The sequence below is a fragment of the Acetanaerobacterium elongatum genome, assembly GCF_900103835.1.
Classification (GTDB): domain Bacteria; phylum Bacillota; class Clostridia; order Oscillospirales; family Ruminococcaceae; genus Acetanaerobacterium; species Acetanaerobacterium elongatum.
Window position 1 is genome coordinate 25568 of the sequence record NZ_FNID01000009.1, and the last position, 26523, is coordinate 52090.

The following is a 26523-nucleotide window of genomic DNA, read 5'->3' on the forward strand; positions in this document are numbered from 1 at the left end:
CTGTTTTTCTCTTTATAACTTTGGTTTTCTTTCATTTCCTATCGTTGCTTTCCAAAAATCCAACTATCTGTTTATGAAAAAATATAGGCCTTCACAATTAGTTTTTGTAGGAAACGATAGTATATGCGGCCGGGTATTTCGTATAAATATCTCCCTGCTAGAAATACTACTATTTATTCCTTTTGTTTGTTTCGCTCTTGTGAAGGGAGGTTCACACCATGCTCAAGAATATGCTTAACAAGCTGTCGCTTTATTTAATGAACAAGCAGCTTAATGCCGAACAAAACAAGAATAACCCCGACGCAAGCAAGATAAACGAGGCGCTGAGCAAATCGCTGCAAACCAACCTGAATAATCTTAAAACGATTATGAGCAGCAGCAACGACTTTATTGTGCGTGAATTTTCGCTTGGTCTTAATCAGGGTATCCACGCGGGGCTGGTTTATGTAGATGGCCTTACCAATTCCCAAACCATCAACGAGAGTATTATTGAACCGCTGATGTATAAATCCCAGATGGTACCGTTGCCAAAGGATAAGAATATCGGCATCGAGCAGGTGATGCAGTCGCTGCTCTCGGTAGGCGAGGTAAAAGAGATTGCCCAGATAGACGAAGCCATCGACGCCTTTTTAAACGGCGATACGGTGCTTATGGTCGACGGCTGCCCGAAGGCGCTTCAGATCAGCACCCGCGGGTGGGAAAAGCGCGGCATTACCGAGCCGAGCACCGAAACGGTGGTAAAGGGCCCGCGGGAAGGCTTTACCGAAAGCATACGCGTGAACACCTCGCTGCTGCGCCGCAAGCTAAAAAACCCCGACTTTACCCTAGAGGCCTTGACGATCGGGCGAAAAACCCGCACCGTTATAATGATTGCCTACATGAAAAATCTTGCGGATGAGAATATTGTACAGATGGTGCGCGACCGTCTGAAAAAGATTGATACCGACAGTATATTTGCAGCCGGCTATATTCAAGAGTATATCGGCGATGCGCCCTTTTCCCCCTTTCCCACTACCCATTACAGCGAAAAGCCGGATGTTATCGCGGCTCGTCTGCTGGAAGGGCGGGTTGCTGTGCTTACCGACGGTACCCCCTTTGTGGTGAGTGTACCCATGTTCTTTATGGAATGCTTTCAAACCGGCGAGGATTACTATGTTAGCTACTTCTTTGCCTCGGTTATGCGTGTGCTGCGCTATGTTTCCTTTGGCATCAGCGTTCTGGCGCCCGCCATCTATGTGGCGCTTACCACCTTTCATCAGGAGCTTGTTCCAACCAAGCTGCTAATCTCCATGGCCTCGGCGCGTGAAGGCGTGCCCTTTCCCGCCGCACTGGAGGCGATAGTGCTGCTGCTGGCGTTTGAGATTATCCGCGAGGCCGGTATTCGTCTGCCGCGGCCTGTCGGTCAGGCCATCAGCATCGTCGGCGCATTGGTTATGGGCCAATCCGCCGTTCAGGCGGGCCTGGTGGGCGCGCCGCTGGTTATTGTGGTAGCGATTACCGCAGTTTCAAACTTCGTAGTACCTACCCTGTCCGATGTAGCAACCCAGGTACGCTTCCTGCTGCTCTTGCTGGCCGCTTCTATGGGCGGGTACGGCATTGTTATCGGCCTGCTGCTGATGCTGGTTCACCTCTCCTCCCTCACCTCCTACGGTGTGCCGTATCTGTCACCCTATGCTCCGCTGCACCCGCGGGATTTAAAGGACAGCTTTATACGCGCACCCCTGTGGATGATGATCAGCCGCCCCACCGCCCTTGCGGGCAAAGACCGCAAACGCCGCAACATCACCGCACCGGTGAAGGACCCCACCTCAAAACCCTAAGGAACAGGAGGCAGCCTTGTGAATACACATGCTGTACGGCACTTTGGCATTCGTATTGCCGCCATACTTCTTTCGCTGCTGCTGCTCTGCGGCTGCTGGAACCGGCGGGAGCTCGATACCATGTCGATTGTACTGGGCTGCGGCATTGATAAGGGAGAAAAGCCCGGCGAGATCAATTTAATCTGTCAGATAGAAAAACCCTCGCCGGCCGGCGGTGAGGGCGGAGCAGGCGCACCTGCAGCCAAATTTCTCAATGTTGTCAACAAGGGCACTGATGTGTTTACCATACTGCGCGACTGCAACAGTCAGTTGGGGCGCAAGCTGTACTTTCCGCACAATCAGGTTCTCATCTTCGGCGAGGATTTTGCCAAGGAAGGCATACGAAAACAGCTCGACTTCTTTTTGCGCGACCCGGAAACCCGCATGACGGTTATGGTTTTTGTGGCGATGGGCAAGGCCTCTGAGGCTATGAACCAGCCGACGGTTATGGAGGGGGCGCCGGTAATAGATATTGTCAATATGCTGCAGTCGCAGGAAAACACCTCCGAGGCCCCTCAAATTGAGGTTTTAGACCTGCTAACGGCACTGATAAGCCCCACCACCTCTGCGGTTGCCCCGTTGGTTTCGATTGAAAAGGATGGCGACAAAACCAAGTCGGTGGTGGCGGGTACCGGCATCTTTAAGGGGGACAAGCTCGTCAGTGCCCTAAACGGCGTGGAAACCCGCGGTTTTTTATGGGTAAAGGGCAAGGTTAAAAGCGGTATTATCAACTTTCCTTTTATGGACGGAGATGTTTCGCTCGAGATTATCAAGGCTAAAAGCAAGGTAAAGCCCATTCTGCTCCCCGACGGCACCCCGATGGTAAAGGTGGAGGTTACCGAGACCAGCAATCTTGGTGCCCAGAACAGTATGATTGATATGAGCTCGGTAGAAATGATGAACATGCTTGAAAACCGTTCCGCCGAGGTAATAAAGTCTGAGATTTTATATACCCTGCAAAAAACCAAGGTGCTTGGCACCGATATCTACGGCTTCGGCGATCTTTTCCACCAGCACTATCACAAGGAATGGAAGGCTATGGAGGACAAATGGAAAGACCTCTACCGGGATTTGAAGGTAGAGGTTACGGTAAAAACCCAGCTGAATGCAACGGGGAAGGTTACAAGGCCGGCCTATCCGCCGGTGCAGAAACAAGGATAGCCGGTTAAAGCCCTCGCTTGCCCTGACTTTTTTATCCAAGCGGGTTATTTCTGCCGCTTGATTCTATGCCCCACCCCATTAAGCTCAAAACAACCTCGTTAATTTGCAGTTCACCGAGGAGGATCCGCTATGAATACCGCTGCCAAAGACCAAATATCCTCGCGAGATCTGCTTTTTTCTGCGGCTGCTTATGTACAGGCCTCTTCCCTGTTAACGGCCTTTATCACGGGTACTTTAAGGCAAAGCTCCTGGGTTGGTACGGTTGCCGCCTATGCTCTGGCGCTTATTTTACTGGCCATACTTCTTTTTTTATTCAAAAGGCACCCGGGTATGGGGTTGGTACAGCTTAACGATGCGGTTTTTGGCAAGGTAGCGGGCAGGATTGTTTCTTTTTGTTACTTCTTCTTTATCTTCACCCTCGTTTCACTAAATATCGGGGACCTAAACGGGTTTCTTAACAGCTACATCCTATCCGACACCCCGCCTATTGCCATCGTTGTGCCCCTGATGCTTGTTTGTGTTATAGCGGTACGCAAAGGGATTGATTCCGTTTTTAGGCTTGGCCCACTGTTCAGTGCTTTGCAGATTATTACGTTAATCCTGTTTACGGTTATGCTTATACCAAATATGAAGCCTGCAAATATGCTGCCTGTTTTAGATTTAACCCCAAAGGAATTTTGGCAGGGAACCAACACGCTTTACTCACTGCCCTTCGGGGATCTGTTTATCGTAATACTGGCCATCCCCGCCGTAAGCAACATCAAAAACTATAAAAGTATTATTTTTAAGGGGTTTACCATTGGTGCTGTGATTACGCTGCTGATTGTTATTACAGACACCCTGGTGCTTGGCCCGCTGCTAAGCAACATCACTCTGCCCCGCTTTTTATCCATTCGGCTGATTAATGTCGCCGATGTTTTTACCCGCATGGATATCGTGTATGCATATGTACTGATTGTGCTGCGTTATTTTAAGCTCTGCGTCCTGCTGTACGTCTGCTCCTTACTTCTGGCGCAGATCTTTGAATTAAAAAGCTATGTCCCTTTAGTTTCCACGCTCGGCATACTTACCGCCATCTATTCGTTGTTTCTCTTTCGTTCCGGCTCCGAGAGTTCAGAATGGGCAGCAAACACCGCCGGAATATACGGTACGTTCTTTAATACGTTGCTGCCTCTATTAACCTTTATCGTATATCTGATTCAACTACTACTCAAAAAGCTTAAGGCAAAAACGTCCTAAAGCTGTCACTCCAAGGAGCGGCCTATGAAAGCATCTGATAAGATTGTCCCGCGCGAGCTGTTTTTCTCGGCTGCTGCATTCGTGCAGGGGTCTTCTCTGCTTACCTCTTTTTTTGTAGGCGGCTTAAAGCAAAACAGCTGGATCGGGGTGTTGATAGCCTACCTTGTTTCACTCGCCACCTTTTCGCTATACCTTTTTTTGTTAAGCAAACACCCAAACAAGAGTTTGGTTCAGCTGAACGAGGCCGTCTTTGGCAAAATAGCGGGGAAGGCAATTTCATTCTTATATTTCTTTTACTTTCTCTCGCTGGTTCCGCTGAACACGGCGGATGTTGTTGCATTTATCGATAATTACATGATGCCCGAAACCCCACCTGTTGCCATCAGCATACTGTGCTTAGTGGTGGTCATCTTTGCCGTTAGAAAAGGGATTGATGCCGTCTTTCGGCTTGGCCCCTTTTTCAGCATTATGCAGCTAATCGTCACAATAAGCTTTGCATTGCTGCTGCTTCCGAACATGAAGCCCTATAACATGCTTCCGCTTTTTGATATAACCCCTAAAGCCTTCCTTCAAGGCGTTAATACCATCGTTGCACTGCCCTTTAACGAGCTGATTATCCTTATGATGTTTATGCCGCTGGTTACCGAGCAGAACAAGGTGAAGCGTTCCCTTTTCGGCGGCTTTACTCTGGGCGCTTCTGTCATGCTTATGATTGTACTGACCGATACCGCGGTGCTCGGCCCATTGCTCGAGTATTTCACCATACCCCGCTTTGAATCGGCTCGACTTATTGATGTATATGATGTCATCAGCCGTATGGATACTATATTTGGGCTTATACTCATCGTCCTGCGTTTTTTCAAAATCAGCATTCTTTTATATGGGGCGGCGCTTTGTCTGGCACAGATTTTTGAGTTTAATGATTATGTCCCTCTTGTTTCAACCCTTGGCATATTGGCGGCTTTCTTTGCGCTGTTTGCATTTGAATCAGCCTCCGAAAGCTACGACTGGGGGCAGCATACCGCCGCCGTGTATTCCAGCTTTTTTAACATTCTGTTGCCGCTGCTAACGCTTTTAATTTACCTGTTACGGGCACTTATTGCCAAGCTGAAGAGTAAAAAGGCTAAAAAGGGGTATGCATAGGAAGCTGTCGTTAGCATCACCGCTCCTGAAGCAAAGCGTCATTGGTTACACTAAAATCAGTTTGTGAAAGGACAGAAGCTTAAAATGGTATGGTTTGTCGTCGCCGTTTTTGCCCTTATCGGCTTTACCGAAACCCCGGCGCTCATTCAAAAGAAGATGTGGCGCGAGCTTGTTGTTTTTTCGGTGCTGTTTGTTTTCTCCTTCGTGGTATGTCTTTTGTACGCCATGGGGGTGGATGTTCCCAGCCCGATCCGCGGCATTAAATACCTGCTTGAGAATGTGCTTAAGCTTACCTACCGTTAAATATTCTTTCCTTTTAGGCTATATACCGATTTTAACAAGAAAACTCCGCGGATAAGCCTTCTTCAAGGTTCCATCCGCGGAGCAGTATATTTATGTATCGCTTGTATTCATGCACGGTGTAAAGCCATAGGCCACAATCAGCCTTCCACCTCAAGCTGCTGCGCGTAGGCGCGAATCTGCTCGATGGTGGGCAGCTGCTCCAGTGTCTCTGCCTTGCTGTCTAAGGCCACCAGTGCTGCAATCTCCTTGCCCTGCTGCTTGGTAAGGGTGGCGTTGCTGCCCATCGCCTTACGGTATACAAAGCCGAGGCTGCCCTCTTTTAAATACTGCTTTTTTCCGGCGATAAAGCAGATCAGCAGGTCGATCTGGTCTATCTTCTTCGAATCAATCTCCTTAAGCAATGCCTCGATTTTTGCGCGCTGCCCGTCGCCCAGCGGAAAAACCAGCCTTCCAAGCTCCTCGGTTTCCTCCTTCAGTTCCTGCTCGCTTTTGCGGGGTTTAAACAGGTTATCTAAAAACATGGCTGAACCTCTAATCTGCAATATATTTTTAACTAAAGCGTTAAATGGCACCTACGATTTTATGCGGAATATATAATTCCTCAAGATAGGCTACATCCTCCGACGCAAGCTTTACATCGAAGGCCCCAACCGCATCATCAAAGTATTTTGCCTTGGTTGCTCCGATAATGGGGGCTGTAACCCCCTTGGCAAACTGCCATGCAAGAGAAACCTGCGTCATTGTGGCTCCATATTTCTGTGCGATTTCATGTACACGAAGAACAATAGTATAGTCCGTTTCCTGTGTGCTGTCATATTTAGAAATGGCCGTTTTATCGGTTTGGCTGCGTTTTGTATCCGTATTCCACTCGAGGCGCGAAAGCCTGCCCGCCGCAAGGGGGCTGTATGGAGTAAGCGCGACCTTCTGCTGTGTGCAGATGGGAATCAGTTCCCGCTCGTCCTCACGGTAAAGCAGATTATAGTGGTTTTGCATGGAAACAAATGGCGTCCAACCATTCTTCTCTGCAGCAATCTGCATATTATAAAACTGGTATCCGTACATTGCGGAAGCACCAAGGGCTCGCACCTTGCCTGCCTTTACAAGACTATTCAGCGCCTCCATCGTCTCCTCAATCGGGGTATCATAATCGAAGCGGTGAATGATATAAAGGTCAACATAGTCGGTGCCCAGCCTTTTAAGTGACCCGTCAATCTCATGCAGTATTGCCGACTTTGAAAGCTTACCCTCATTAAAATAAACCTTTGTTGCGAGTACTACCTTATCCCGTGCAATATTGTTCTTGATCGCCCGGCCCAGATATTCCTCACTGGTTCCGGCTGAATAGATGTTGGCGGTGTCAAAAAAATTAATACCCCGGTCAAGCGCGTGTTTAACAAGATTTTCGCTTTCCCCGGCACTTAATGTCCATGCGTGGAAATTGCTTTCGGGGTCACCAAAGCTCATACAGCCTACGCAAAGACGTGAAACCTGAAGAGTTGAATTTCCTAACTGTGAATATTCCATTTTTGTTCCTCCTGCCGAGCTGCTGTATTATAAATGGATGAATCGTTTTCAAATCGCACCCCGCAGGTGGGGCACACCTTGTCGCCCTGCTTTAACCTTGTGCTCCCGCAGTGCTGACATTCGTATCTGCCGTCTGAAAGCGGCAGCGCCCGGTTTTGGTGCTTTTCATAGTAGCGGGCTATACGCTTATCCTGCCTAAGCTCTGTCATCAGCAGCACCGCCAGAAACACCGCCAGCAGCCCGCCGATCATCAGCGAAACCGTAAGCAGCACCCAGAACACCGGCAGCGGCCAAAACCACCGCAGCAGCAGTATCACGCACGGCAGCACAACCAAAAACAGCAGGATTGCTAAAACAAGCTTATACCCATAGCCGATGGAGTTAATCTTCTTGATACTTTACGCCCCCGTTCGGCTGTTGTCGTTTCAATAATCGTAATACAAAACCCTGCCGCCGTCAAGGCTTAAACCGAGGGCGGCAGCGCCTCGGTTTCTCTAGCTTCCTTCAGCCCGTTATGATATCCAATCCGCTGTGCAACCGCGTCGCTGATAAACTGGTTTACGGTGATATTCTCTCTTTCCGCATAACGCATAAGCTGCCGGTGCAGGGTTTTAGAAAGCCGTATTGTCAGCTTGCCGTTATACTCTTCGGGCGGCGCCCCCTGCTCGGGTATAGGAATGCCGTGCTTCTGCGCAGAGCTCAGCCACTCCCGCTCGTTTACCTCCAGCCGCGCAATCGCCTCGGCCAGTGTTTCCCCCTGCGCCGCACAGCCCTTGAGCACCGTGCTTTCCGCCGACCAATAGTACTGTCCGTCCACCTGCGTGGGGGTAATCTGAAACGCGTAGTTCATCCCGCAAGCCTCCTATGTTTTCCGATTCACTGATATACACCATTAGGATACCCACAGAGCGCACGGCTATGAATGCAGACGACAATCTATCCCCGCAATAAAAAGATTACCCGCCGGATGATATACCGACGGGCTTTAGCTATTATATATATTTATCTTATTCCTCTCCTTGTTTCATCATCTGCTTATACTAATACCCGATTAAGAAGTATATAAGAATAAAACCAAAACCTTTTGTTTATAATTTTTGATTCAGATTATTATCAATAATTTCATCAAAGATTAGTATTAACCCACCTGTTGACTAATCGCTTGCCGGCCGCCGAATTCCAATCCTTTTCAATATCCTCATGACATTTCTGCCCCAGCCCTTTTCGCTCGTGATGACAGAAAAGGCATTCCAGCGGTTCAAAGCCTGTTCCGTGTAACTCGCACAGACCGTTTCTCATAAAATTACATCCGTTGTTTGCATATTCCTGCAATGCAAAATTCCCTTCGCAGCCTTTGAATGCGGGGGAAAGCACCCCAAACGTCATATCGGGGGCTATTTCCAGCATCATTCGCCCACCATAGCCTGCCCTGATTGCCTGTGCCGCCTCTTCTACAGTCCACCAGCCGGGACGAGCGCAGTATGATCTGCATATTTCACAGCTGCACGGCTCGGAGGAAGGATATTTTTCTTTTAAAGACCTATTCTTCTTTCTTTTCATTGCAGTCACCGGTGTCATTCTTCATCAGTCCACAGAAGAACTTTAATGTCTTAACCATATACGCCACAACGGCATGGATATCTGCAAAGCCATACCGTGCCATGATGAATTCCTTTGTCAACGCAACTGATATATAGTTGTACTGCTCTGCTATTAAGCGTGCGTCAACAGGCTTCACCATCTTTCGGTCAATCATCTTGTTAATCAGGCGCTCATAATATCCGGCAGGCTCATTTATTACATATTGATAGTACATCTCGGCAGCGCGTTGATTCCGAAACTTCTCATAGTTTATAATCATTGCCGTGTTAGAGAGCGTTCCGTTTACGCTTTTTCCTACATGAAAAAGTATGGCCTTAAATACCTCTTCCGGCTCCATCATCATAAGCATGTTGTCAAGCTCTTGGTCAGATGGCCTTGTTTCGGGAACATGCCGTATAAAATCGTCAAAGAGTGTTTCAAGAATATCCGATTTACTCTTAAAATGGTTGTACAGCGAGCTTTCCTTAATCCCGACCTTTTCCGCAATCTCCCGTACCGAGACACCCTCATATCCGTTTCGTGCAAATAAATCTGAGGCTGCTTCTAGGATTTGCTGCTGCGTTTCTAGTCCCTTTTTTCTTTTGTTTGTATTTTTGTTTTCTAGCATATTAAGTATTTTCTCCCCTTTTTAATATTATACTATCATTCCATAGTTTTTTCAATACATAAATTAATGTATGTTAGTTTATAACCGTGGAATAAAAAGCCGCCCGCATACAAACAACGCTTCTATGCGGGCGGTAAAGAAACGGCAAAGCAAAAAGCAGCCGACTCTGCCTGCGCAAAATCAGCTGCTTGAATAACTATTCTATTGCCGTTACCTAACGGTGCGTCTCTCTGTGATAGCAGCGGCTTACTCCTTGAGCGGAACGCCGTTTGCGTCAAAACTCATACTGCCGGTCAGGATCATAATGCCCTCAACAAACCCCCAGATGCCCGAAACCACACCCAGAGCGCCGCAGGATAATACGGTGATGAGCAGCTGGGCAATTGCCTTGTTGGTAAAGCCAAGGTAGAAGTTATGTATGCCCAACGATCCCAGCAGGATACCCAGAAGGCCCGCAGCAATCTTGCTCTTCTGCTCGGTGCCGTAGGCAGGGATCGGTCGGCCGGTAAGCTGATAGCCGCATTTTACGCATACAACGGCAAGCGGATCAGTCTGCTGGCCGCAGTTGGGGCAAAAGTTACCGCCTGCGCCTACCTGCGCACCGCACTTTGTACAAACGCTTGCGCCCCGAAACAGTTCGTTGCCACAGTTCTTGCAATACATGATTCATCATCCAATCCGCCGTTATATATCGGCATAAATTTTATAAGTAGCGGCTGTTCCCACTGTAATATGGCAGGTTATAGCCACTGATTTACATTTTTGTGCTTTACATCTTGAAGTATAACATAACGATGCTTGTCTTTCAACAGCGGCAAGTAAATGTTTTCCATCCGGCTGTTTTCAAAAGACTAACCTCATATTTTATATCTGTATACTCTTTTCTTTACATATATGATACGATACAGCAGAATAATTAACTTCAACATTACAAAAGTGAGTTCTGCTGCAACATAAACAAGCCGCCCGCACCGAAGCAATCTACGGTGCGGGCGGCCCATTATTTCAGGCAGTAGATTGAAAGAACATCTTTCAATCCTTGTAAAAATGTCTGTCGCGGTAAAACCACTCCTGCCGCTAAAGCGGCAACGACACTTTTCAAATCGGTTTTGTTATTGATTAGCGGGGATATTTGATTGCGGCCTGTGCAGCGGCAAGGCGGGCAATCGGCACGCGGAAGGGCGAGCAGGAAACGTAGGTGAGCCCAACCTTGTGGCAGAACTCGATGGTGGAAGGATCACCGCCGTGCTCGCCGCAGATGCCCAGCTTGATGTCGGGGCGGGTCTGCTTGCCGAGGTCGGAAGCCATCTTCACCAGCTTGCCTACGCCGATCTGGTCGAGTTTAGCAAACGGATCGTTCTCGTAGATCTTCTTTGCATAGTAAGCCTCCAGGAACTTACCGGCGTCGTCACGGCTGAAGCCGAAGGTCATCTGGGTAAGATCGTTGGTGCCGAAGCTGAAGAACTCAGCCTCTTTTGCAATCTCGTCAGCGGTAAGGGCAGCACGCGGAATCTCGATCATGGTACCAACCTTGTAGTGCAGGCTGGAACCGCTCTTGGCGATGATAGCGTCTGCGGTGGTGGTTACCACGTTCTTAACATACTGCAGCTCCTTGATATCGCCAACCAGCGGAATCATAATCTCGGGCACGATATCCCAATCGGAGTGCTTCTTCTTAACGTTGATAGCAGCCTCGATAACGGCAGTGGTCTGCATCTCGGCAATTTCGGGGTAGGAAACAGCCAGACGGCAGCCGCGGTGACCCATCATCGGGTTGAACTCGTGCAGGGATGCAATAACATCCTTCAGAGCCTGAACGCTCATCTTCATCTCGCCGGCAAGGGCAACAATGTCATCCTCGGCGGTGGGCAGGAACTCGTGGAGCGGCGGGTCAAGGAAGCGGATGGTTACGGCATAGCCGCCCATTGCCTCATACAGCGCCTCGAAGTCGCCTCTCTGCATCGGCAGAAGCTTTGCAAGAGCGGTTCTTCTCTGCTCCTCGGTCTCGGAAACGATCATCTCGCGCATAGCGGCGATACGGTCGGTATCAAAGAACATATGCTCGGTACGGCACAGGCCAATGCCCTCCGCGCCGAAGGAAGCAGCCTGCTTCGCATCCTTGGGGGTATCGGCGTTGGTGCGAACCTTCAGCTGTCTGAACTCGTCGGCCCAGCCCATCAGGGTGCCGAAGTAGCCCGAGATCGAAGCGGGAACGGTGGGGATTGCTTCGCCGTAAATCTTACCGGTAGAGCCGTCGAGCGAGATATAATCGCCCTCGCTGATGGTCTTGCCGCCAAGGGTGAACTTCTTGTTTGCTTCATCCATCTTAATGTCGCCGCAGCCGGATACACAGCAGGTGCCCATGCCGCGCGCAACAACAGCGGCGTGAGAGGTCATACCGCCGCGAACGGTGAGGATACCCTGCGAGTAGTGCATACCCTCGATGTCCTCAGGAGAGGTCTCAAGGCGGCAGAGAACAACCTTCTCGCCTCTCTTGGCCCACTCGGTAGCATCTTCGGCGGTGAATACCACACGGCCGCAGGCAGCGCCCGGGGAAGCGGGAAGAGCGGAACCGATGGGCTGTGCCTTCTTCAGGGCAGCGGCATCAAACTGCGGGTGCAGCAGCGCATCAAGCTGCTTGGGGTCTACCATGCAAACAGCCTCTTGCTTTGTAATCATGCCTTCCTCTACAAGGTCGCAGGCAATCTTTAAAGCGGCGGCAGCGGTGCGCTTGCCGTTACGGGTCTGAAGCATATAGAGCTTTTTATCTTCAATGGTGAATTCCATGTCCTGCATATCGCGGTAGTGGTTTTCCAGAATGCCGCAGATCTTAACAAACTGGTTGTAAGCGTCGGGCATGATCTTTGCAAGCTGGTCGATGGTTTGAGGGGTTCTAACACCTGCAACCACGTCCTCGCCCTGTGCGTTCATCAAGAACTCGCCGTACAGCTTCTTTTCGCCGGTGGAGGGGTTACGGGTGAACGCAACGCCGGTGCCGGAGGTATCGCCCATGTTGCCGAATACCATTGCCTGTACGTTAACGGCAGTACCCCAAGAGGAGGGGATGTCGTTCATGCGGCGGTAGTAGATAGCGCGGGGGTTATCCCACGAACGGAACACAGCCTTAACTGCGCCCATCAGCTGCTCAACCGGATCAGAGGGGAACTCTACGCCCTTGGCCTTTTTATACTCAGCCTTAAACTGTTTTGCCAGCTCCTTCAGGTCGTCGGCATCCAGCTCGGTATCAAGCTTAACGCCCTTCTCTTCCTTCATCTTGTCGATGAGCTCTTCGAAGTATTTCTTGCCAACCTCCATAACAACGTCGGAGTACATCTGGATGAAACGACGGTAGGAGTCGTAGGCGAAACGGGGGTTGTTGGTAAGCTTTGCAAAGCTCTCAACCACCTCTTCGTTTAAGCCGAGGTTTAAGATGGTGTCCATCATGCCGGGCATCGAAGCACGAGCGCCGGAACGAACGGAAACCAGCAGGGGGTTCTTGGGGTCGCCGAACTTTTTGCCCGAGATTTTCTCAAGCTCAGTAATATACTTGAGGATCTCTGCCTGAATCTCGTCGTTAATCTTGCCGCCGTCAGCATAATACTGGGTGCAGGCCTCGGTGGTTACGGTAAAGCCCTGAGGAACCGGCAGACCAAGGTTGGTCATTTCTGCAAGGTTAGCACCTTTGCCGCCCAGCAGTTCTCTCATTTTTCCGTTACCTTCGGAAAAAAGGTAAACAAACTTTTTGCTCACTATCATTCTACCTCCTGAAATAATATACAACTTATATTAAACTGCGAAAACGCAGTGTTAAGCCATTTATGCAGTTATCAATTTATTATAGCAAATCCTTTTTTATTTTTCCAGAATTATTTTTAAATATTTCATAAGATTAAAGTAAATCTTGATATTATACCCCAGAATCTGCTTAGGCATAATCTACCCTTTCCGCCTGTTATGCCGAATACAAGCAACGCCCGTCTGCCTATACCGATATTAGGGTGCCTTCTATTTGTATAGTATATACCGCAAAGATAAAAACAACGTAAAAGCGGCCGCCCATCACAGCAGCCGCTTTTACGCATCATTTTATGGTAAACAGGGATAAAAAGAAGTAAGCAGAGTAGTAAGGGTAACCTCTAAACAATCAATTGTCTGCTATTCGTCCTGCAGGGCGTCGTAGCCCTCCTCGCCGGTACGAACCTTTATCACATTCTCAACATCATATACGAATATCTTACCGTCGCCGATACGGCCGGTGTACAGCGTCTTCTTGGCGGTTTCAACCACCTGGGCAACAGGCACCTTGCACACAACAACCTCCACCTTAATCTTGGGCAGCAGCGTCATCTCCATCGGCACGCCTCTATAGTACTCCGGGGCACCCTTCTGCTGGCCGCAGCCAAGCACCTGGGTTACGGTAATACCGGTTACGCCAATTTCGTTAAGCGCCGCCTTCAGGGCTTCAAATCGGTTCTGGTTCATCAGAATCACTACGTTTGACATCTTTACGCCGTCAACCGGGGTACTGTCGATTACCTTTACGGGTACAGCCTTCTCTATCGGCACATTGCCGCTTACCGCCGAAGCCTCTGCAGGTTCGCTGCCGATGGATTCAACTGCGGGCATAAAGTCAGCATATGCGCTAACCAGTCCGTGCTCCTCCACGTCAAGGCCAACAATCTCTTCCGCCTTGGTAACGCGCAGGCCAACTGTCTTTTTAATTACAAAGAAGATGATGGTCATGGTAACAACTACCCACGCCATTACCGAGAACACACCCAGCGCCTGCTTGCCAAGGTAGGCAAAGCCGCCGCCGTAGAACAGGCCGCCGTCTGTTGCGAACAGGCCCACGCACAGGGTGCCGAAGGCACCGCACACGCCGTGAACGCTGATAGCGCCAACCGGGTCGTCAATCTTAACTACCTTGTCAAAGAACTCAACTGCCAGCACAACTATAATACCGGCAAGAAGGCCGATAATCGCAGCGCCTGCGGGAGAAACCGCGTCGCAGCCTGCCGTAATGGCAACCAGTCCTGCAAGGGCGCCGTTAAGCGTCATCGAAACATCGGGTTTTTTATAGCGGATCCATGTAAAGATCATGGTGGCACATGCAGCTACCGCCGCAGCGATGTTGGTAGTTACGAATATATGGCCCATTAAGCCTTCAAAGCCTTCCGCCGCAATGGTGGAGGCGGGGTTGAACCCGAACCAGCCGAACCAAAGGATGAATACGCCCAAAGCGCCAAGGGTAATGCTGTGGCCGGGAATCGCCTTCGGCTTGCCCTGCTTATCGTATTTCCCGATACGCGGGCCAAGAAACGCCGCGCCAATCAGCGCCGAAACGCCGCCTACCATATGTACCGCGGTGGAACCGGCAAAATCATGGAAGCCGAGCTGAGCCAGCCAGCCGCCGCCCCAGATCCAGTGGCCGGAAATCGGGTAAACCACGGCGCTGATCATAAAGCTGTAGATACAGTAAGAGATAAACTTGGTTCTCTCTGCCATCGCGCCGGATACAATCGTCGCGGCGGTGGCACAGAACATCGTCTGGAATACCAGATACGCGAGTGTCGGCACCTGATACCCGGCAACCACATGAGAGTAGTCGCCGCGGCTGAAAAAGTCTATCCAGCCAAAGAAGCCGTTGCCGGCACCGAACATAATGCCGAAGCCCAGAATCCAGAAGATCGGTGTGCCGATACAAAAGTCCATCAGGTTCTTCATTACGATGTTACCGGCGTTTTTGGCGCGGGTAAAGCCTGTTTCTACCATTGCAAAGCCGGCTTGCATAAAGAATACGAGCGCGGCGCCAACCAGTAGCCAAATCGTGTTGGAAGTTGAAAAAACCTCCGACATAGTTACTCCTCCTCATACACACTTGCTGGTGTTACTTATTTATTCTAACGCCCTCTATCCCCAGAAAGCATTAAAACCTTTTTTTACGGCGGCTGTGCGGCATCCCCTCCGCGCAGCTGCCAAGGCAGTGATTATGCGTAAAACAGCAGGTCGCCGTAGGTCGGGAACGGCCAGTACTTCTTGGCGGTAAGGCCCTCCAGCTCGTCGGCAATCGCACGCAGCTCCACCATGGCGGGAATTACGCTGCCCCTGTAGAACTTCGCAAGCTCCATGCCGTCGCTGTAGTTCTTTACATCCAGCATCACGGCATCCAGCGCCTCAATCTTCTTATACATGCAGGAAGCAAGGTTGGAAAGCTTGGTGATGAGCTTCTCCTCCACGTCGCAGGTAATGGCGCTCGAAACGCTCTTCTTGGCTGCGGCAGTGGTGCTCAGCTCGCTTACATAGCTCATAACGGCGGGCAGAATCTCCTTCTTCGCCATATCAACCATGGTAAGCGCCTCTATGTTGATAATCTTAGAGTAGCTCTCCAGCAGAATCTCGTAGCGGGAGTGCATCTCAACCTCCGAGAATACCTTGTGCGCGGTAAACAGCGCGATATTCTTGGGGCTTATAAAGTAAGGCAGCGCCTCTACGGTGTTTTTGAGGTTTAAGAGGCCTCTCTTCTCGGCTTCCGCCACCCACTCTTCCGAGTAGTTGTTGCCGTTAAAGATAATGCGCCTGTGTTCTTTAATAGTATCCTTAATAAGCTTGTTAAGGGTGCCGGTAAAGTCGGAGGTGTTCTCCAGCACATCGGCAAACTGCTTAAGCGCTTCGGCTACGATGGTGTTCAGGATGATGTTCGGCCCCGCAATCGAGAACGCCGAGCCAAGGCTGCGGAATTCAAACTTATTGCCGGTAAAGGCAAAGGGCGAGGTGCGGTTTCTGTCGGTGGTGTCTTTCGGGAAGGTGGGCAGAACGTTTACGCCAATCTGCATCTGAACCTTCTCTTTTTTATCGTAGGCGGTGCCGTCAACAATCGAGTCAACAATCGCAGAAAGCTCCTCGCCAAGGAACATCGACATGATGGCGGGAGGGGCCTCGTTGGCGCCCAGACGGTGGTCGTTGGCAGCGCTGGATACCGAAATCCTCAGCAGATCCTGATACTCGTCAACCGCCTTGATTACGGCGCTTAAAATGGTTAAAAACTGTGCGTTCTCCAGCGGGGAATCTCCGGGCTCCAGCAGGTTTACGCCGGTATCGGTAGACATCGACCAGTTGTTGTGCTTGCCCGAGCCGTTTACACCCGCAAAGGGCTTCTCGTGCAAAAGGCAAACCAGGCCATGGTGGGGTGCTATCTTTTTCATCAGCTCCATGGTCAGCTGGTTGTGGTCGGTGGCGATGTTGGTGGTGGTAAAGATCGGCGCAAGCTCGTGCTGGCAGGGTGCAACCTCGTTATGCTTGGTTTTTGCAAGGATGCCGAGCTTCCACAGCTCCTCGTCAAGCTCCTTCATAAATGCGGATACACGGGCGCGGATAGCGCCGAAGTAATGGTCATCCAGCTCCTGGCCCTTGGGGGGCTTTGCGCCAAACAGGGTTCTGCCGGTATAGATTAAGTCTTTTCTTTGGTTATAAAGCTTCTCATCTACAAGGAAGTACTCCTGCTCGGGGCCAACGGTGGTTCTTACATGCTTCGCCTTGTCGTTGCCGAACAGCCTTAGAATGCGCATGGCCTGCACGTCAATGGCGTCCATCGAGCGCAGCAGCGGGGTCTTCTTATCCAGTGCCTCGCCGCCGTAAGAGCAGAAGGCGGTGGGAATGCAGAGGGTGCCGTCCTTAATAAAGGCATAGGAGGTGGGATCCCATGCGGTGTAGCCTCTCGCCTCAAAGGTGGCGCGCAGGCCGCCGGAGGGGAAGCTGGAGGCATCAGGCTCGCCCTTGATAAGCTCCTTGCCCGAAAACTCCATAATAACCTCTCCGTCCTTGGTGGGGGAGATAAAGCTGTCGTGCTTCTCGGCGGTAATGCCGGTCATGGGCTGGAACCAGTGGGTGAAGTGGGTTGCGCCCTTCTCAATCGCCCAATCCTTCATGGCGTTTGCAATAACGCCTGCGGTTCCTACATCCAGCGGCTTGCCGTCTGCAACCGCTGCCTTAAAGGCCTTGTAGGTTTCCTTGGGAAGTCTGGCTTTCATGGTTTTGTCGTTAAACACCAAGCTTCCGAATAACTCTGGAACATTGCTCATACCATTTACCTCACATTCTAAAAAGTTTTCATCTCGGCTATCCCTGTAAAAATACCGATTAAAACAAAAAAAGACACCGTGGGTTTATGCCCACAGCGCCTTCGCTGTTGATATTAACAGTATATACTTGGGCTTTTAATTTGTCAACCCCCTTTTTGCCAAAAATTTTGCAAGAACATAAAAACAATCTTGCATTATACAATTGTTAAAACACCGTAGCAGCGGCATGTCAGCGGTAAATATTTGTGTATATTGCAGTAAATTTAGTTTTCGCATTCAATTTGCTTGACATCAGGCCCGTATAATGTATAATATAAAGCAATGAACAATGGCGTTCATCAAGGGGCACGAGGCGGCAAGCCACGCGTCCCCTTGGTGAACGCTATTTTTTTGTCTTTTGCCTGACCGGTTACGGGCGGGCCGACAGCCGACACCTTTGCGGTCGGCTTCTTTTAGACCATGGCAATTCACAGGGGTAAAACTTTAAAGCATTGCATCAAACGCCGTGTGCGGGGAGCAATGCGCGAATGCCGCCTGCCAACGGGGCGGCTGCACCACGGGGTGCCGCTATCTAAACGTGCTTGATACAGCTTTTTATGGGCATCTTCTTTTTTTGCACATTTCACAAGAAAAAGAGGGAACGCCGGCGAAAGGCCGCCGCTATGAAAGGCCGGTATTACCGCAGAACTATATCACGTTGGAGGAAAGAGAGAGTACCATGCAGACTATTCCAAGAGAAGGCGAGGTTAGAATCCCGTCGGGCTGCGCCATTTCGGGAATCTTCTCAAAAAGCGGCAAGCGCTTAAGCGGCGAGGGTGTCATCAAATCCATCGCCACCATGCACGACCGTTCTAACGGCCTGGGCGGCGGCTTTGCCGGCTACGGCATCTACCCGCAGCACAAGGATCTTTATGCGTTTCACATCTTTTACGAAAACAAGGCTGCCAAGCAAACCTGTGAGGAGTATCTTGCAAAAAGGTTTGAGATAGCCGATTGCGGCGAGATCCCCGTAAAAAAGATGCTGATTATCAAAAACGAGCCGCTCATCTGGCGGTATTTTATGCTGCCGCTGCCCAAGAAGCTGGAGCACAGCCTTGTGGATGAAAAGGAATTTGTGGCACAGGTGGTTACCGAAATCAACACCAAAATTCAGGGCGCCTTTGTGTTCTCCAGCGGCAAAAACATGGGCGTGTTCAAGGCCGTAGGCTTCCCCGAGGATGTGGGCGAGTACTACCGTCTGGAGGAATACTCCGGCTATTGCTGGACAGCGCACGGCCGTTACCCCACAAACACCCCCGGCTGGTGGGGCGGCGCGCACCCCTTTGCGCTGCTTGACTACTCCATCGTGCACAACGGCGAGATCTCGAGCTACGACGCCAACCGCCGCTGCATCGAGATGTTCGGCTACAAGTGCACCCTGTTAACCGATACCGAGGCCATTACCTATATCATCGACTATCTGGTGCGCAAGGTAGGGCTTACGCTGGAGGAGGTTGCGAGCGTAATCGCCGCCCCCTTCTGGAAAGAGATCGACCGCCTGCCCGAAGAGGAGAAGGCGCGCCTTACATACCTGCGCAACGCGTTTGCGGGCATGCTGATTACCGGGCCGTTTTCCATCCTGCTGGGCTTTGAAGGCGGCATGATGGCGCTAAACGACCGCCTAAAGCTGCGCTCGATGGTAGTGGGCGAAAAGGATGATATGGTTTATATCGCGAGTGAGGAATGCGCCATCCGCGTAATTGAGCCGAATGTTGACCGTATCTGGGCGCCCAAGGGCGGCCAGCCGGTAATTGTAACCTTAAACGGAGGTGTGCGCTAGATGGCTGTTAATTATATCTACCCAGAATACGAAGTAATCCGTAACCCAGACCGCTGCATCGCCTGCCGTGTGTGCGAGCGCCAGTGCGCCAACGAGGTGCACCGCTACGATGAAGACCTAAAGCGTATGAAGGCCGACGAAACCAAATGCGTAAACTGTCAGCGCTGCGTTTCGCTCTGCCCCACCCGCGCATTAAAGATTGTTAAAACCGACAATACCTTTAAAGAGAGCGCCAACTGGAGCAACCAGACGATCTCCGAAATCTACAAGCAGGCCGAATCGGGCGGCGTACTGCTTTCCTCGATGGGCACCCCCAAGGCCTACCCCGTTTACTGGGATAAGATGCTCATCAACGCCTCGCAGGTAACCAACCCCCCCATCGACCCGCTGCGTGAGCCGATGGAAACCCGCACCTTCCTAGGCAAAAAGCCCGACGGCATTGTGCGCGATAAAGACGGTAAGCTTAAAAACAACCTCACCCCTCAGCTAGAGCTTTCGGTGCCGATTATGTTCTCGGCCATGAGCTACGGCTCCATCAGCTACAACGCGCACGAGAGCCTTGCGCGCGCCGCGCAGGAGCTGGGCATCTACTACAACACCGGCGAGGGCGGCCTGCATAAGGACTTTTATCAGTACGGCAAAAACACCATCGTTCAGGTAGCCTCCGGCCGCTTCGGCGTGCACAAGGATTACCTCGAGGCTGCCGCCGCCATCGAAATCAAGATGGGCCAGGGTGCAAAGCCCGGCATCGGCGGGCATCTGCCCGGTGCCAAGATTGTAGGCGACGTTTCCGCCACCCGCATGATACCCGAGGGTGCCGATGCCATCTCCCCCGCCCCGCACCACGATATCTACTCCATCGAAGACCTCCGTCAGCTGGTTTACTCGCTGAAGGAAGCCACCGAGTATAAAAAGCCGGTTATCGTAAAGATTGCTGCGGTTCATAACGTGGCCGCCATCGCCAGCGGTATTGCCCGAAGCGGCGCCGATATCATCGCCATCGACGGCTTCCGCGGCGGCACGGGCGCTGCGCCCACCCGCATCCGCGATAACGTGGGCATCCCCATCGAGCTTGCACTGGCCAACGTAGACGAGCGCCTGCGTCAGGAGGGCATCCGCAACAACGTGTCCATCGTTGTGGGCGGCTCCATCCGCAGCAGCGCCGACGTTGTAAAGGCCGTGGCCCTTGGCGCCGACGCGGTATACATCGGCACCGGCGCGCTGCTGGCCCTCGGCTGCCACCTGTGCCGCAGCTGCCATGCGGGCAAATGCAACTGGGGTATCGCCACCCAGCGCCCCGAGCTTGTAAAGCGCCTAAACCCCGATGTGGGCTACAAGCGTCTGGTAAACCTCATTACCGCGTGGGACCACGAGGTAAAGGAGATCATGGGCGGCATGGGCATCAACTCGATTGAAGCATTAAGAGGCAACCGCCTGATGCTCAGAGGCGTAGGCTTAAACGAGAAAGAGCTGGAGATGCTCGGCATCAAGCATGCGGGCGAGGCGTTCTAATCTGTCTTTCTTCTGCCCCTGCAACCAACGCAGAAAATGGCCCGCCTGTAGGGGCGAACTGTGTTCGCCCGCAGTTTCACCGGTAGCCGCATGAATACCGCGTGGCATGGGGCGCCTGATAAGGCCCACCCCCAACCCCCTCCCGCATTTTAAGGCGGATATTGTCCAAGATTTCTTTATGCGGGAGGGGGAAAGATGTTCGGGGGCTTCGCCCCCGAACGGGTACCCCCGTATATTCACCGCATTCTGCGGTGGGATGTAGGGAGCGGCGTCCCCGATGCCCCACGGATTTTGAACAGACGTGCGGTGAGGCATAGGGGCGGGGTTCTCCCGCCTGCGGTCTACAACCAAATCCACGACGGGAATGTAGGGGCGCGCATTGCGCGTCCGCGGTCTCACCGGCAGCCGCAGGAATACCGCGGACGGCCGATGGCCGCCCCTACAAGGGTTATTTCACATCGGCAGCGGATGAAACGTAAAAGGCGGAACGGTCAAGACCGTTCCCTACAATACCGGCAACAAGGTCATTTTTTGCAGTAAGGGATTAAACCGAAAGGATTTGTTACGAATGAAGCGTATCTACGTCAATGAGAAATGGTGCCTCGGGTGCCATCTTTGCGAATATTACTGCGCTTTTGCCGCCTCCGGCGAGGACGACATGGCCAAGGCGCTTAAAGACATTACCATCAACCCGCGCATTAAGATCGAGGAGCAGGGCGACATCTCGTTTGCCGTATCCTGCCGCCACTGTGACGAGCCACTTTGCGTAAAGGGCTGCATCACCGGCGCGCTCACGGTGGAAAACGGCGTCATCTCCATCGACCAGAACAAATGCGTGGGCTGCTACACCTGCATCCTCTCCTGCCCCTACGGTGCCGTAATGCCTTCAGAAACGGGCGCCGTGCAGAAGTGCGAGCTGTGCACCAAAAACGCCTGCGGCGAGCCCGCGTGCGTTAAGGGCTGCCCCAACCGCGCAATCGTATTTGAGGAAAGGGGTTAGGCGAAATGAAGAACTATGTAATACTCGGCAACTCCGCCGCCGCTGTCGGCTGCATCGAGGGCATCCGTCAGGTAGATAAAGAGGGTGTCATCACCGTAATCTCGAGCGAGCTGCACCACACCTACTCCCGCCCGCTGATCTCCTACCTTATATACGGCAAAACCGACGAGCAGCGCATGAAGTACCGCCCCGACGATTTCTACACGAAAAACGGCGTTACCGCCCTGCTGGGCAAAACCGCCGTGAAGATTGATAAAGACTTAAAGAAGGTAATGCTCGACGACGGCAGCGCCGTTGCCTACGACAAGCTGCTGGTTGCCACCGGTTCACGCCCGTTCGTGCCCCCCATGCAGGGGCTGGAGAAGGTGAAGAACCAGTTTACCTTCATGACGCTCGATTCCGCCAAGGCCCTGCAGGCAGCGCTCACCAAGCAGAGCCGCGTGCTCATCATCGGCGCGGGCCTAATCGGCTTAAAATGCGCCGAGGGTATTCGCAAAGACGTTGCCTCCATCACGGTGGTAGACCTTGCCGACCGTATCCTCCCCAGCATCCTGGATACCGAGGGCTCTGCCATGATGCAGCGGCACATTGAAAAAAGCGGCGTTGAGTTTATCTTAGGCGACAGCGTAAAGGAATTCTCCGAGCACTCCGCCGTTCTAAACAGCGGCAAGACAATAGATTTTGATATTCTGGTGATCGCCGTAGGCGTACGCCCCAACACCGAGCTTGTAAAAGAGGCTGGCGGCGTTGTAAACCGCGGCATTGCCACCAACGACCACTGCCAAACCACCCTTGCGGATATCTATGCCGCGGGCGACTGCACCGAGAGCACCGACATCACCGACGACACCGTAAAGGTGCTGGCGCTTCTGCCCAACGCCTATATGCAGGGCGAGTGCGCGGGTATCAACATGGCGGGCGGCGAAAAGCTGTATAACAAGGCTATCCCCATGAACGCCATCGGGTTCTTCGGGCTGCACATCATCACCGCGGGCAGCTACAAGGGCGATGAAACCATCAGCAGGGGCAACGGCAGCTACAAGAAGCTGGTAACCAGAGACGGCCTTCTCAAGGGCTACATCCTCATCGGCGAGGTTGCGCGCGCGGGCATCTACACCGCGCTCATCCGCGAGAAAACACCGCTTGATACCATAGACTTCGACCTGATTAAGGAAAAGCCCCAGCTCATGGCCTTCAGCAAAGCCGACCGTGCGCACAAGCTGGCGGAACACAGCCACAGCCTGTAGGGGCGCGCATTGCGCACCCGCGGTTTCACCGGAAGGCTTGGATTCGATGAGCCGCCAAATGCCCCTGCTTATCGGGAGGTTGTACGGATACCGCGGAAGGCCAATGGCCTTTCCTACAATCGTTCCCTGCAAGAAGGGGATGGCGAGAGAAACAACTATTCATGAAGGGAATGGTATTATGAAAATTACTGCAGGGCTTCTGCATTTTCAGCTTTTAAACGAACAGGTTCGCGAAACAACAGATGCCGAGGTAGTTATCGACAACTGCATCGGGCAGCGGTATATCGGCAGCGGTCTCGGCAATAAGCACATCACCATCAACGGCGTGCCGGGCAACGCACTGGGGGCCTACTTAAACGGCGCCACCATCGAGGTAAACGGCAACGCACAGGATGCCACCGGCGACACCATGAACGACGGGCGCATCATCATCCACGGCTCCTCCGGCGACGCCACCGGCTACGCCATGCGCGGCGGCAGAATCTATGTGCAGGGCAACGCGGGTTACCGCGCGGGCATTCACATGAAGGCGTACAAGGAGAAGCTGCCGGTGCTCATCATCGGCGGCAAGGCGGGCAGCTTCCTCGGCGAGTATCAGGCCGGCGGGCTGATTGTGGTGCTCGGCCTGCGCCAGACGCGCGATAAGGATTACTGCAGCTTCTGCGGCACCGGTATGCACGGCGGCAAGATCTTTCTGCGCACCGATACCCCGCCCGAGGGCCTGCCCAAGCAGGTAACCGTGCGCGAGGCAACGGTGGAGGATTTAAACGAAATCGCCCCGTATATCGATGAGTTCTGCGCAGCCTTCGGCGAGAGCAAGGAAGAGATCATTAAAGAGAAGTTCCTTGTGCTGGTGCCCGACACCAAAAACCCCTACAAGCAGCTTTACACCCACAACTAGTTGCTGTACAATAAAAGGAATTATTCAGCGCGGCCATAATACCAGTCTTTTTTCAAGACGGTATAGCCGCGCTGGTATTTAATCTGACATTAAGGATGATTGACTGATGAAGATTGAGAATGTTCCGTTTTGTACCGTTGATTGGAGTGCCGTCTCCCAGACTGTTCACCCCGGCGTAACCGGAGAGGCAATCTGGAAAACCTTCGAGATGGGCAATATCCGTGTGCGGATGGTGGAGTATACGCCCGGCTACCTTGCCGACCATTGGTGCAGCCGCGGCCACGTTCTGCTTGTGCTGGAGGGGGAGCTTGTCACCGAGCTTTCCGACGGGCGCAGTTTTGTTTTAACCGCCGGAATGAGCTATCAGGTGTCTGACGAGCTGAACCCGCACCGCTCCCACACAAAAAACGGTGCCAAGCTGTTTATCGTAGACTAAGATTCTTGCATAAAGCCGGCAGCCACCATGCAGCCTCATCAGCCCCGCAGCAGGATGTAGAGGGCGGCGTCCCCGGCACCCCGCGGTCTGCAACCAAATCCGCGGCGGGAATGTGGGGGGCGATTATCAATCGAACGCAGAATTTCATCAGACTCGCGGCAGAAATGCAGGGGCGCGCATTGCGCGTCCGCGCTTCTAACACAGCCGCATAATTTCCGCGGAACGGTCAAGACCGTTCCCTACGGCGTTTGCTTCTGCCCTCTCGAAACCTACCCCCAACCCCCTCCCGCAACGGCGCAGACGAAAAATCCAAGCCAACCCATGCGGGAGGGGGAGAAATGTCCGGGGGCTTCGCCCCCGGACGGATACCCCCATATATTCGCTGCCCAGCGGCGGGATGTAGGGGGCTGCATCCCTGACGCCCGTGGCCTACAACCGAATCCTCGATGGGGATGTAGGGGCGCTTATTAAGCGCCCGCGGCTCCTACGCAACCGCAGATAATCCCGTGCGAGGTTGATAACCTCTCCTACAAGGAAAGCCGCGGAATTTATCAGGTCTATCCACATCTGCGTAACTCGATTCTTTATGCAGAATTTGGCTTTGCACAGTTTATTGTTGAATAAAAAAGTAGTATAATACTATCAATAAGTATAAAACCATTGGTGTCTGCCGGTGGGATTGGGCTTAATAAAAGGGTGCGTCGCGCCCTTTTTTTGAAAGAAAGGCGTGGATTAGCTATGGACTACACGGCAACCGAGGTTCTGCAGTTTGTTCGCGAAAACGATGTGAAGTTTATACGGCTTGCGTTCTGCGATGTGTTCGGCACGCTCAAAAACATGTCTATTATGTCGGATGAGCTCTCCAGAGCGTTTGAACAGGGCATCTTCTTTGACGCATCTGCGGTAAACGGCTTTACCTATGTAGAGGAATCGGAGCTCTGCCTGTTCCCCGACCCCTCCACCCTCTCGGTGCTGCCGTGGCGCCCGCAGCAGGGCCGCGTGGTGCGCCTGTTCTGCGATATCAAGCACCAGGACGGCTCCCCCTTCGAGGGCGACGGCCGCTATATCCTGCGCAACGCAATACAAAAGGCCGAGGAGATGGGCTACACCTGCCGCATCGGCTCCGACTGCGAGTTTTATCTGTTCGAGGCCGACGACGACGGCCGCCCCACCAAAACGCCGCACGACAGCGCGCGTTATTTCGACGTAGCGCCGCTCGATAAGGGCGAAAATGTGCGGCGCGATATCTGCCTCACCCTGGAGGAGATGGATATCAAACCCGAAAGCTCTCATCATGAGATGGGGCCCGGGCAGAACGAGATCGACTTTAAAAGCGGTGCGGCCCTGCGCGCAGCCGATAACTTCGCCACCTTCAAATCGGTGGTAAAAACCATGGCCGCGCGAAACGGGCTGTTCGCCTCCTTTATGCCCAAGCCCATCCACGATGAATGCGGCAGCGGGCTGCATATCAAGATATCGCTGTACAAAAGCGGGTTTAACATCTTTCACAGTGAGCAGGGCGAGATGAGCACCGAGGGTAAATCGTTTATCGCGGGCCTGCTCAAGTATGCGCGCGAAACCACCATCTTCTTAAATCCGCTCACCAATTCCTACGCACGCCTGTGCAGCCCCGAGGGGTTAAAGTATGTGGGGTGGTCGTCCTCCAGCCTTTCGCAGATTCTGCGTGTACCGGGCAGCACAAGCCATACCCCTTTTGTAGAGCTGCGCTCCAGCGACCCCTCCTGCAACCCCTACATCGCGTTTGCGCTTGCGCTGCGCGCGGGGCTTTCGGGCATTGAAAAAAACCTGCCTCTTGCCGACACGCTGCACTATATTCCGTCGCAGGCTAACGTGAAGGTGCCCGAAAACAAGCTCAGCATCCTGCCCGAATCACTGTTTGAAGCGATTGTAGAAGCACAGAACAGCAGCTTTTTATCTACCGTGCTGCCTGCTAAAACCATCGACAACTTCCTTATGGCAAAGCGCCGCGAATGGGAAAAGTTCAGCGCGCACACCGATAAAGACGGCATCGAGCGCGATATGTACTTTAATACGATTTAAAACAACAACGCGAATCTCTATCGAGATAAGT

22 protein-coding genes are annotated in these 26523 nt (G+C 52.3%); 12 read left to right on the forward strand and 10 right to left on the reverse strand.

Annotation, left to right across the window (positions count from 1 at the left end; genetic code table 11):
- The first annotated feature begins 218 nt into the window (after positions 1 to 218).
- The 5 genes from BLR50_RS04240 to BLR50_RS04260 all read left to right on the forward strand — a co-directional run bounded on the left by BLR50_RS04240 (position 219) and on the right by BLR50_RS04260 (position 5705).
- Entirely contained in the window at positions 219 to 1820 is a 1602-nt protein-coding gene (locus BLR50_RS04240) for a spore germination protein (protein WP_092638907.1), read from the forward strand.
- Between the two features lie 18 nt (positions 1821 to 1838).
- Complete coding sequence (locus tag BLR50_RS04245; RefSeq protein WP_092638909.1) at positions 1839 to 3020, forward strand: Ger(x)C family spore germination protein; 1182 nt, start codon at positions 1839 to 1841, stop codon at positions 3018 to 3020.
- Positions 3021 to 3149: 129 nt separating this feature from the next.
- On the forward strand, positions 3150 to 4259 hold the full coding sequence (locus BLR50_RS04250) for a GerAB/ArcD/ProY family transporter (protein ID WP_092638910.1): 1110 nt from the start codon (positions 3150 to 3152) through the stop codon (positions 4257 to 4259).
- Positions 4260 to 4283: 24 nt separating this feature from the next.
- The gene (locus BLR50_RS04255; protein ID WP_092638912.1) at positions 4284 to 5402 is read left to right on the forward strand and encodes a GerAB/ArcD/ProY family transporter; all 1119 of its coding nucleotides are present in this window, start codon (positions 4284 to 4286) and stop codon (positions 5400 to 5402) included.
- Between the two features lie 84 nt (positions 5403 to 5486).
- Positions 5487 to 5705 (forward strand): hypothetical protein, encoded by a 219-nt coding sequence (locus BLR50_RS04260; protein ID WP_092638913.1) that lies wholly within the window; start codon positions 5487 to 5489, stop codon positions 5703 to 5705.
- A gap of 137 nt (positions 5706 to 5842) precedes the next feature.
- Here the strand turns inward: BLR50_RS04260 and BLR50_RS04265 are convergent, their stop codons facing one another.
- The 10 genes from BLR50_RS04265 to BLR50_RS04310 form a co-directional block, all read right to left on the reverse strand.
- Positions 5843 to 6226, reverse strand: a complete 384-nt coding sequence (locus BLR50_RS04265; protein WP_092638915.1) for a hypothetical protein — start codon at positions 6224 to 6226, stop codon at positions 5843 to 5845.
- A gap of 40 nt (positions 6227 to 6266) precedes the next feature.
- A complete protein-coding gene (locus tag BLR50_RS04270; protein WP_092638916.1) occupies positions 6267 to 7229 on the reverse strand; it encodes an aldo/keto reductase in 963 nt (320 codons plus the stop codon).
- Positions 7211 to 7546, reverse strand: coding sequence for a hypothetical protein (locus BLR50_RS04275; RefSeq protein ID WP_143008041.1), 336 nt, complete (start codon positions 7544 to 7546; stop codon positions 7211 to 7213). Before BLR50_RS04275 ends, BLR50_RS04270 begins: the two co-directional genes overlap by 19 nt.
- Positions 7547 to 7692: 146 nt before the next feature.
- On the reverse strand, positions 7693 to 8079 hold the full coding sequence (locus tag BLR50_RS04280) for a type II toxin-antitoxin system HicB family antitoxin (RefSeq protein WP_092638919.1): 387 nt from the start codon (positions 8077 to 8079) through the stop codon (positions 7693 to 7695).
- Between the two features lie 275 nt (positions 8080 to 8354).
- A complete protein-coding gene (locus tag BLR50_RS04285; RefSeq protein ID WP_092638921.1) occupies positions 8355 to 8639 on the reverse strand; it encodes a hypothetical protein in 285 nt (94 codons plus the stop codon).
- A 130-nt stretch (positions 8640 to 8769) separates the two neighbouring features.
- Entirely contained in the window at positions 8770 to 9438 is a 669-nt protein-coding gene (locus BLR50_RS04290) for a TetR/AcrR family transcriptional regulator (RefSeq protein ID WP_092638923.1), read from the reverse strand.
- Positions 9439 to 9684: 246 nt separating this feature from the next.
- Positions 9685 to 10101: a zinc ribbon domain-containing protein gene (locus BLR50_RS04295; protein WP_092638925.1), complete on the reverse strand. Its 417-nt coding sequence runs from the start codon at positions 10099 to 10101 to the stop codon at positions 9685 to 9687.
- Between the two features lie 456 nt (positions 10102 to 10557).
- Positions 10558 to 13194 carry a pyruvate, phosphate dikinase gene (ppdK, locus tag BLR50_RS04300; RefSeq protein ID WP_092638927.1) on the reverse strand — a complete coding sequence of 879 codons (2637 nt, stop codon included), beginning with the start codon at positions 13192 to 13194 and terminating at the stop codon, positions 10558 to 10560.
- A gap of 399 nt (positions 13195 to 13593) precedes the next feature.
- Positions 13594 to 15294 carry an ammonium transporter gene (locus BLR50_RS04305; RefSeq protein WP_092638929.1) on the reverse strand — a complete coding sequence of 567 codons (1701 nt, stop codon included), beginning with the start codon at positions 15292 to 15294 and terminating at the stop codon, positions 13594 to 13596.
- A 131-nt stretch (positions 15295 to 15425) separates the two neighbouring features.
- Positions 15426 to 17516 (reverse strand): glutamine synthetase III family protein, encoded by a 2091-nt coding sequence (locus tag BLR50_RS04310; RefSeq protein WP_092638931.1) that lies wholly within the window; start codon positions 17514 to 17516, stop codon positions 15426 to 15428.
- A gap of 718 nt (positions 17517 to 18234) precedes the next feature.
- On the opposite strand from BLR50_RS04310, the gene BLR50_RS04315 reads away from it, so the two are divergent.
- The 7 genes from BLR50_RS04315 to BLR50_RS04350 all read left to right on the forward strand — a co-directional run bounded on the left by BLR50_RS04315 (position 18235) and on the right by BLR50_RS04350 (position 26492).
- A complete protein-coding gene (locus BLR50_RS04315) occupies positions 18235 to 19335 on the forward strand; it encodes a class II glutamine amidotransferase (protein ID WP_143008045.1) in 1101 nt (366 codons plus the stop codon).
- Positions 19336 to 20847: a glutamate synthase-related protein gene (locus BLR50_RS04320; RefSeq protein WP_092638933.1), complete on the forward strand. Its 1512-nt coding sequence runs from the start codon at positions 19336 to 19338 to the stop codon at positions 20845 to 20847.
- A 568-nt stretch (positions 20848 to 21415) separates the two neighbouring features.
- Positions 21416 to 21847, forward strand: coding sequence for a 4Fe-4S dicluster domain-containing protein (locus BLR50_RS04330; protein WP_092638937.1), 432 nt, complete (start codon positions 21416 to 21418; stop codon positions 21845 to 21847).
- 5 nt (positions 21848 to 21852) lie between these two features.
- Positions 21853 to 23094: an NAD(P)/FAD-dependent oxidoreductase gene (locus tag BLR50_RS04335; protein WP_092638939.1), complete on the forward strand. Its 1242-nt coding sequence runs from the start codon at positions 21853 to 21855 to the stop codon at positions 23092 to 23094.
- A gap of 178 nt (positions 23095 to 23272) precedes the next feature.
- A complete protein-coding gene (locus tag BLR50_RS04340; protein WP_092638941.1) occupies positions 23273 to 23995 on the forward strand; it encodes a GltB/FmdC/FwdC-like GXGXG domain-containing protein in 723 nt (240 codons plus the stop codon).
- Between the two features lie 106 nt (positions 23996 to 24101).
- Positions 24102 to 24431, forward strand: a complete 330-nt coding sequence (locus tag BLR50_RS04345) for a DHCW motif cupin fold protein (protein WP_092638943.1) — start codon at positions 24102 to 24104, stop codon at positions 24429 to 24431.
- 738 nt (positions 24432 to 25169) lie between these two features.
- Positions 25170 to 26492, forward strand: a complete 1323-nt coding sequence (locus BLR50_RS04350) for a glutamine synthetase family protein (RefSeq protein ID WP_092638945.1) — start codon at positions 25170 to 25172, stop codon at positions 26490 to 26492.
- The last annotated feature ends 31 nt before the right edge of the window (positions 26493 to 26523 follow it).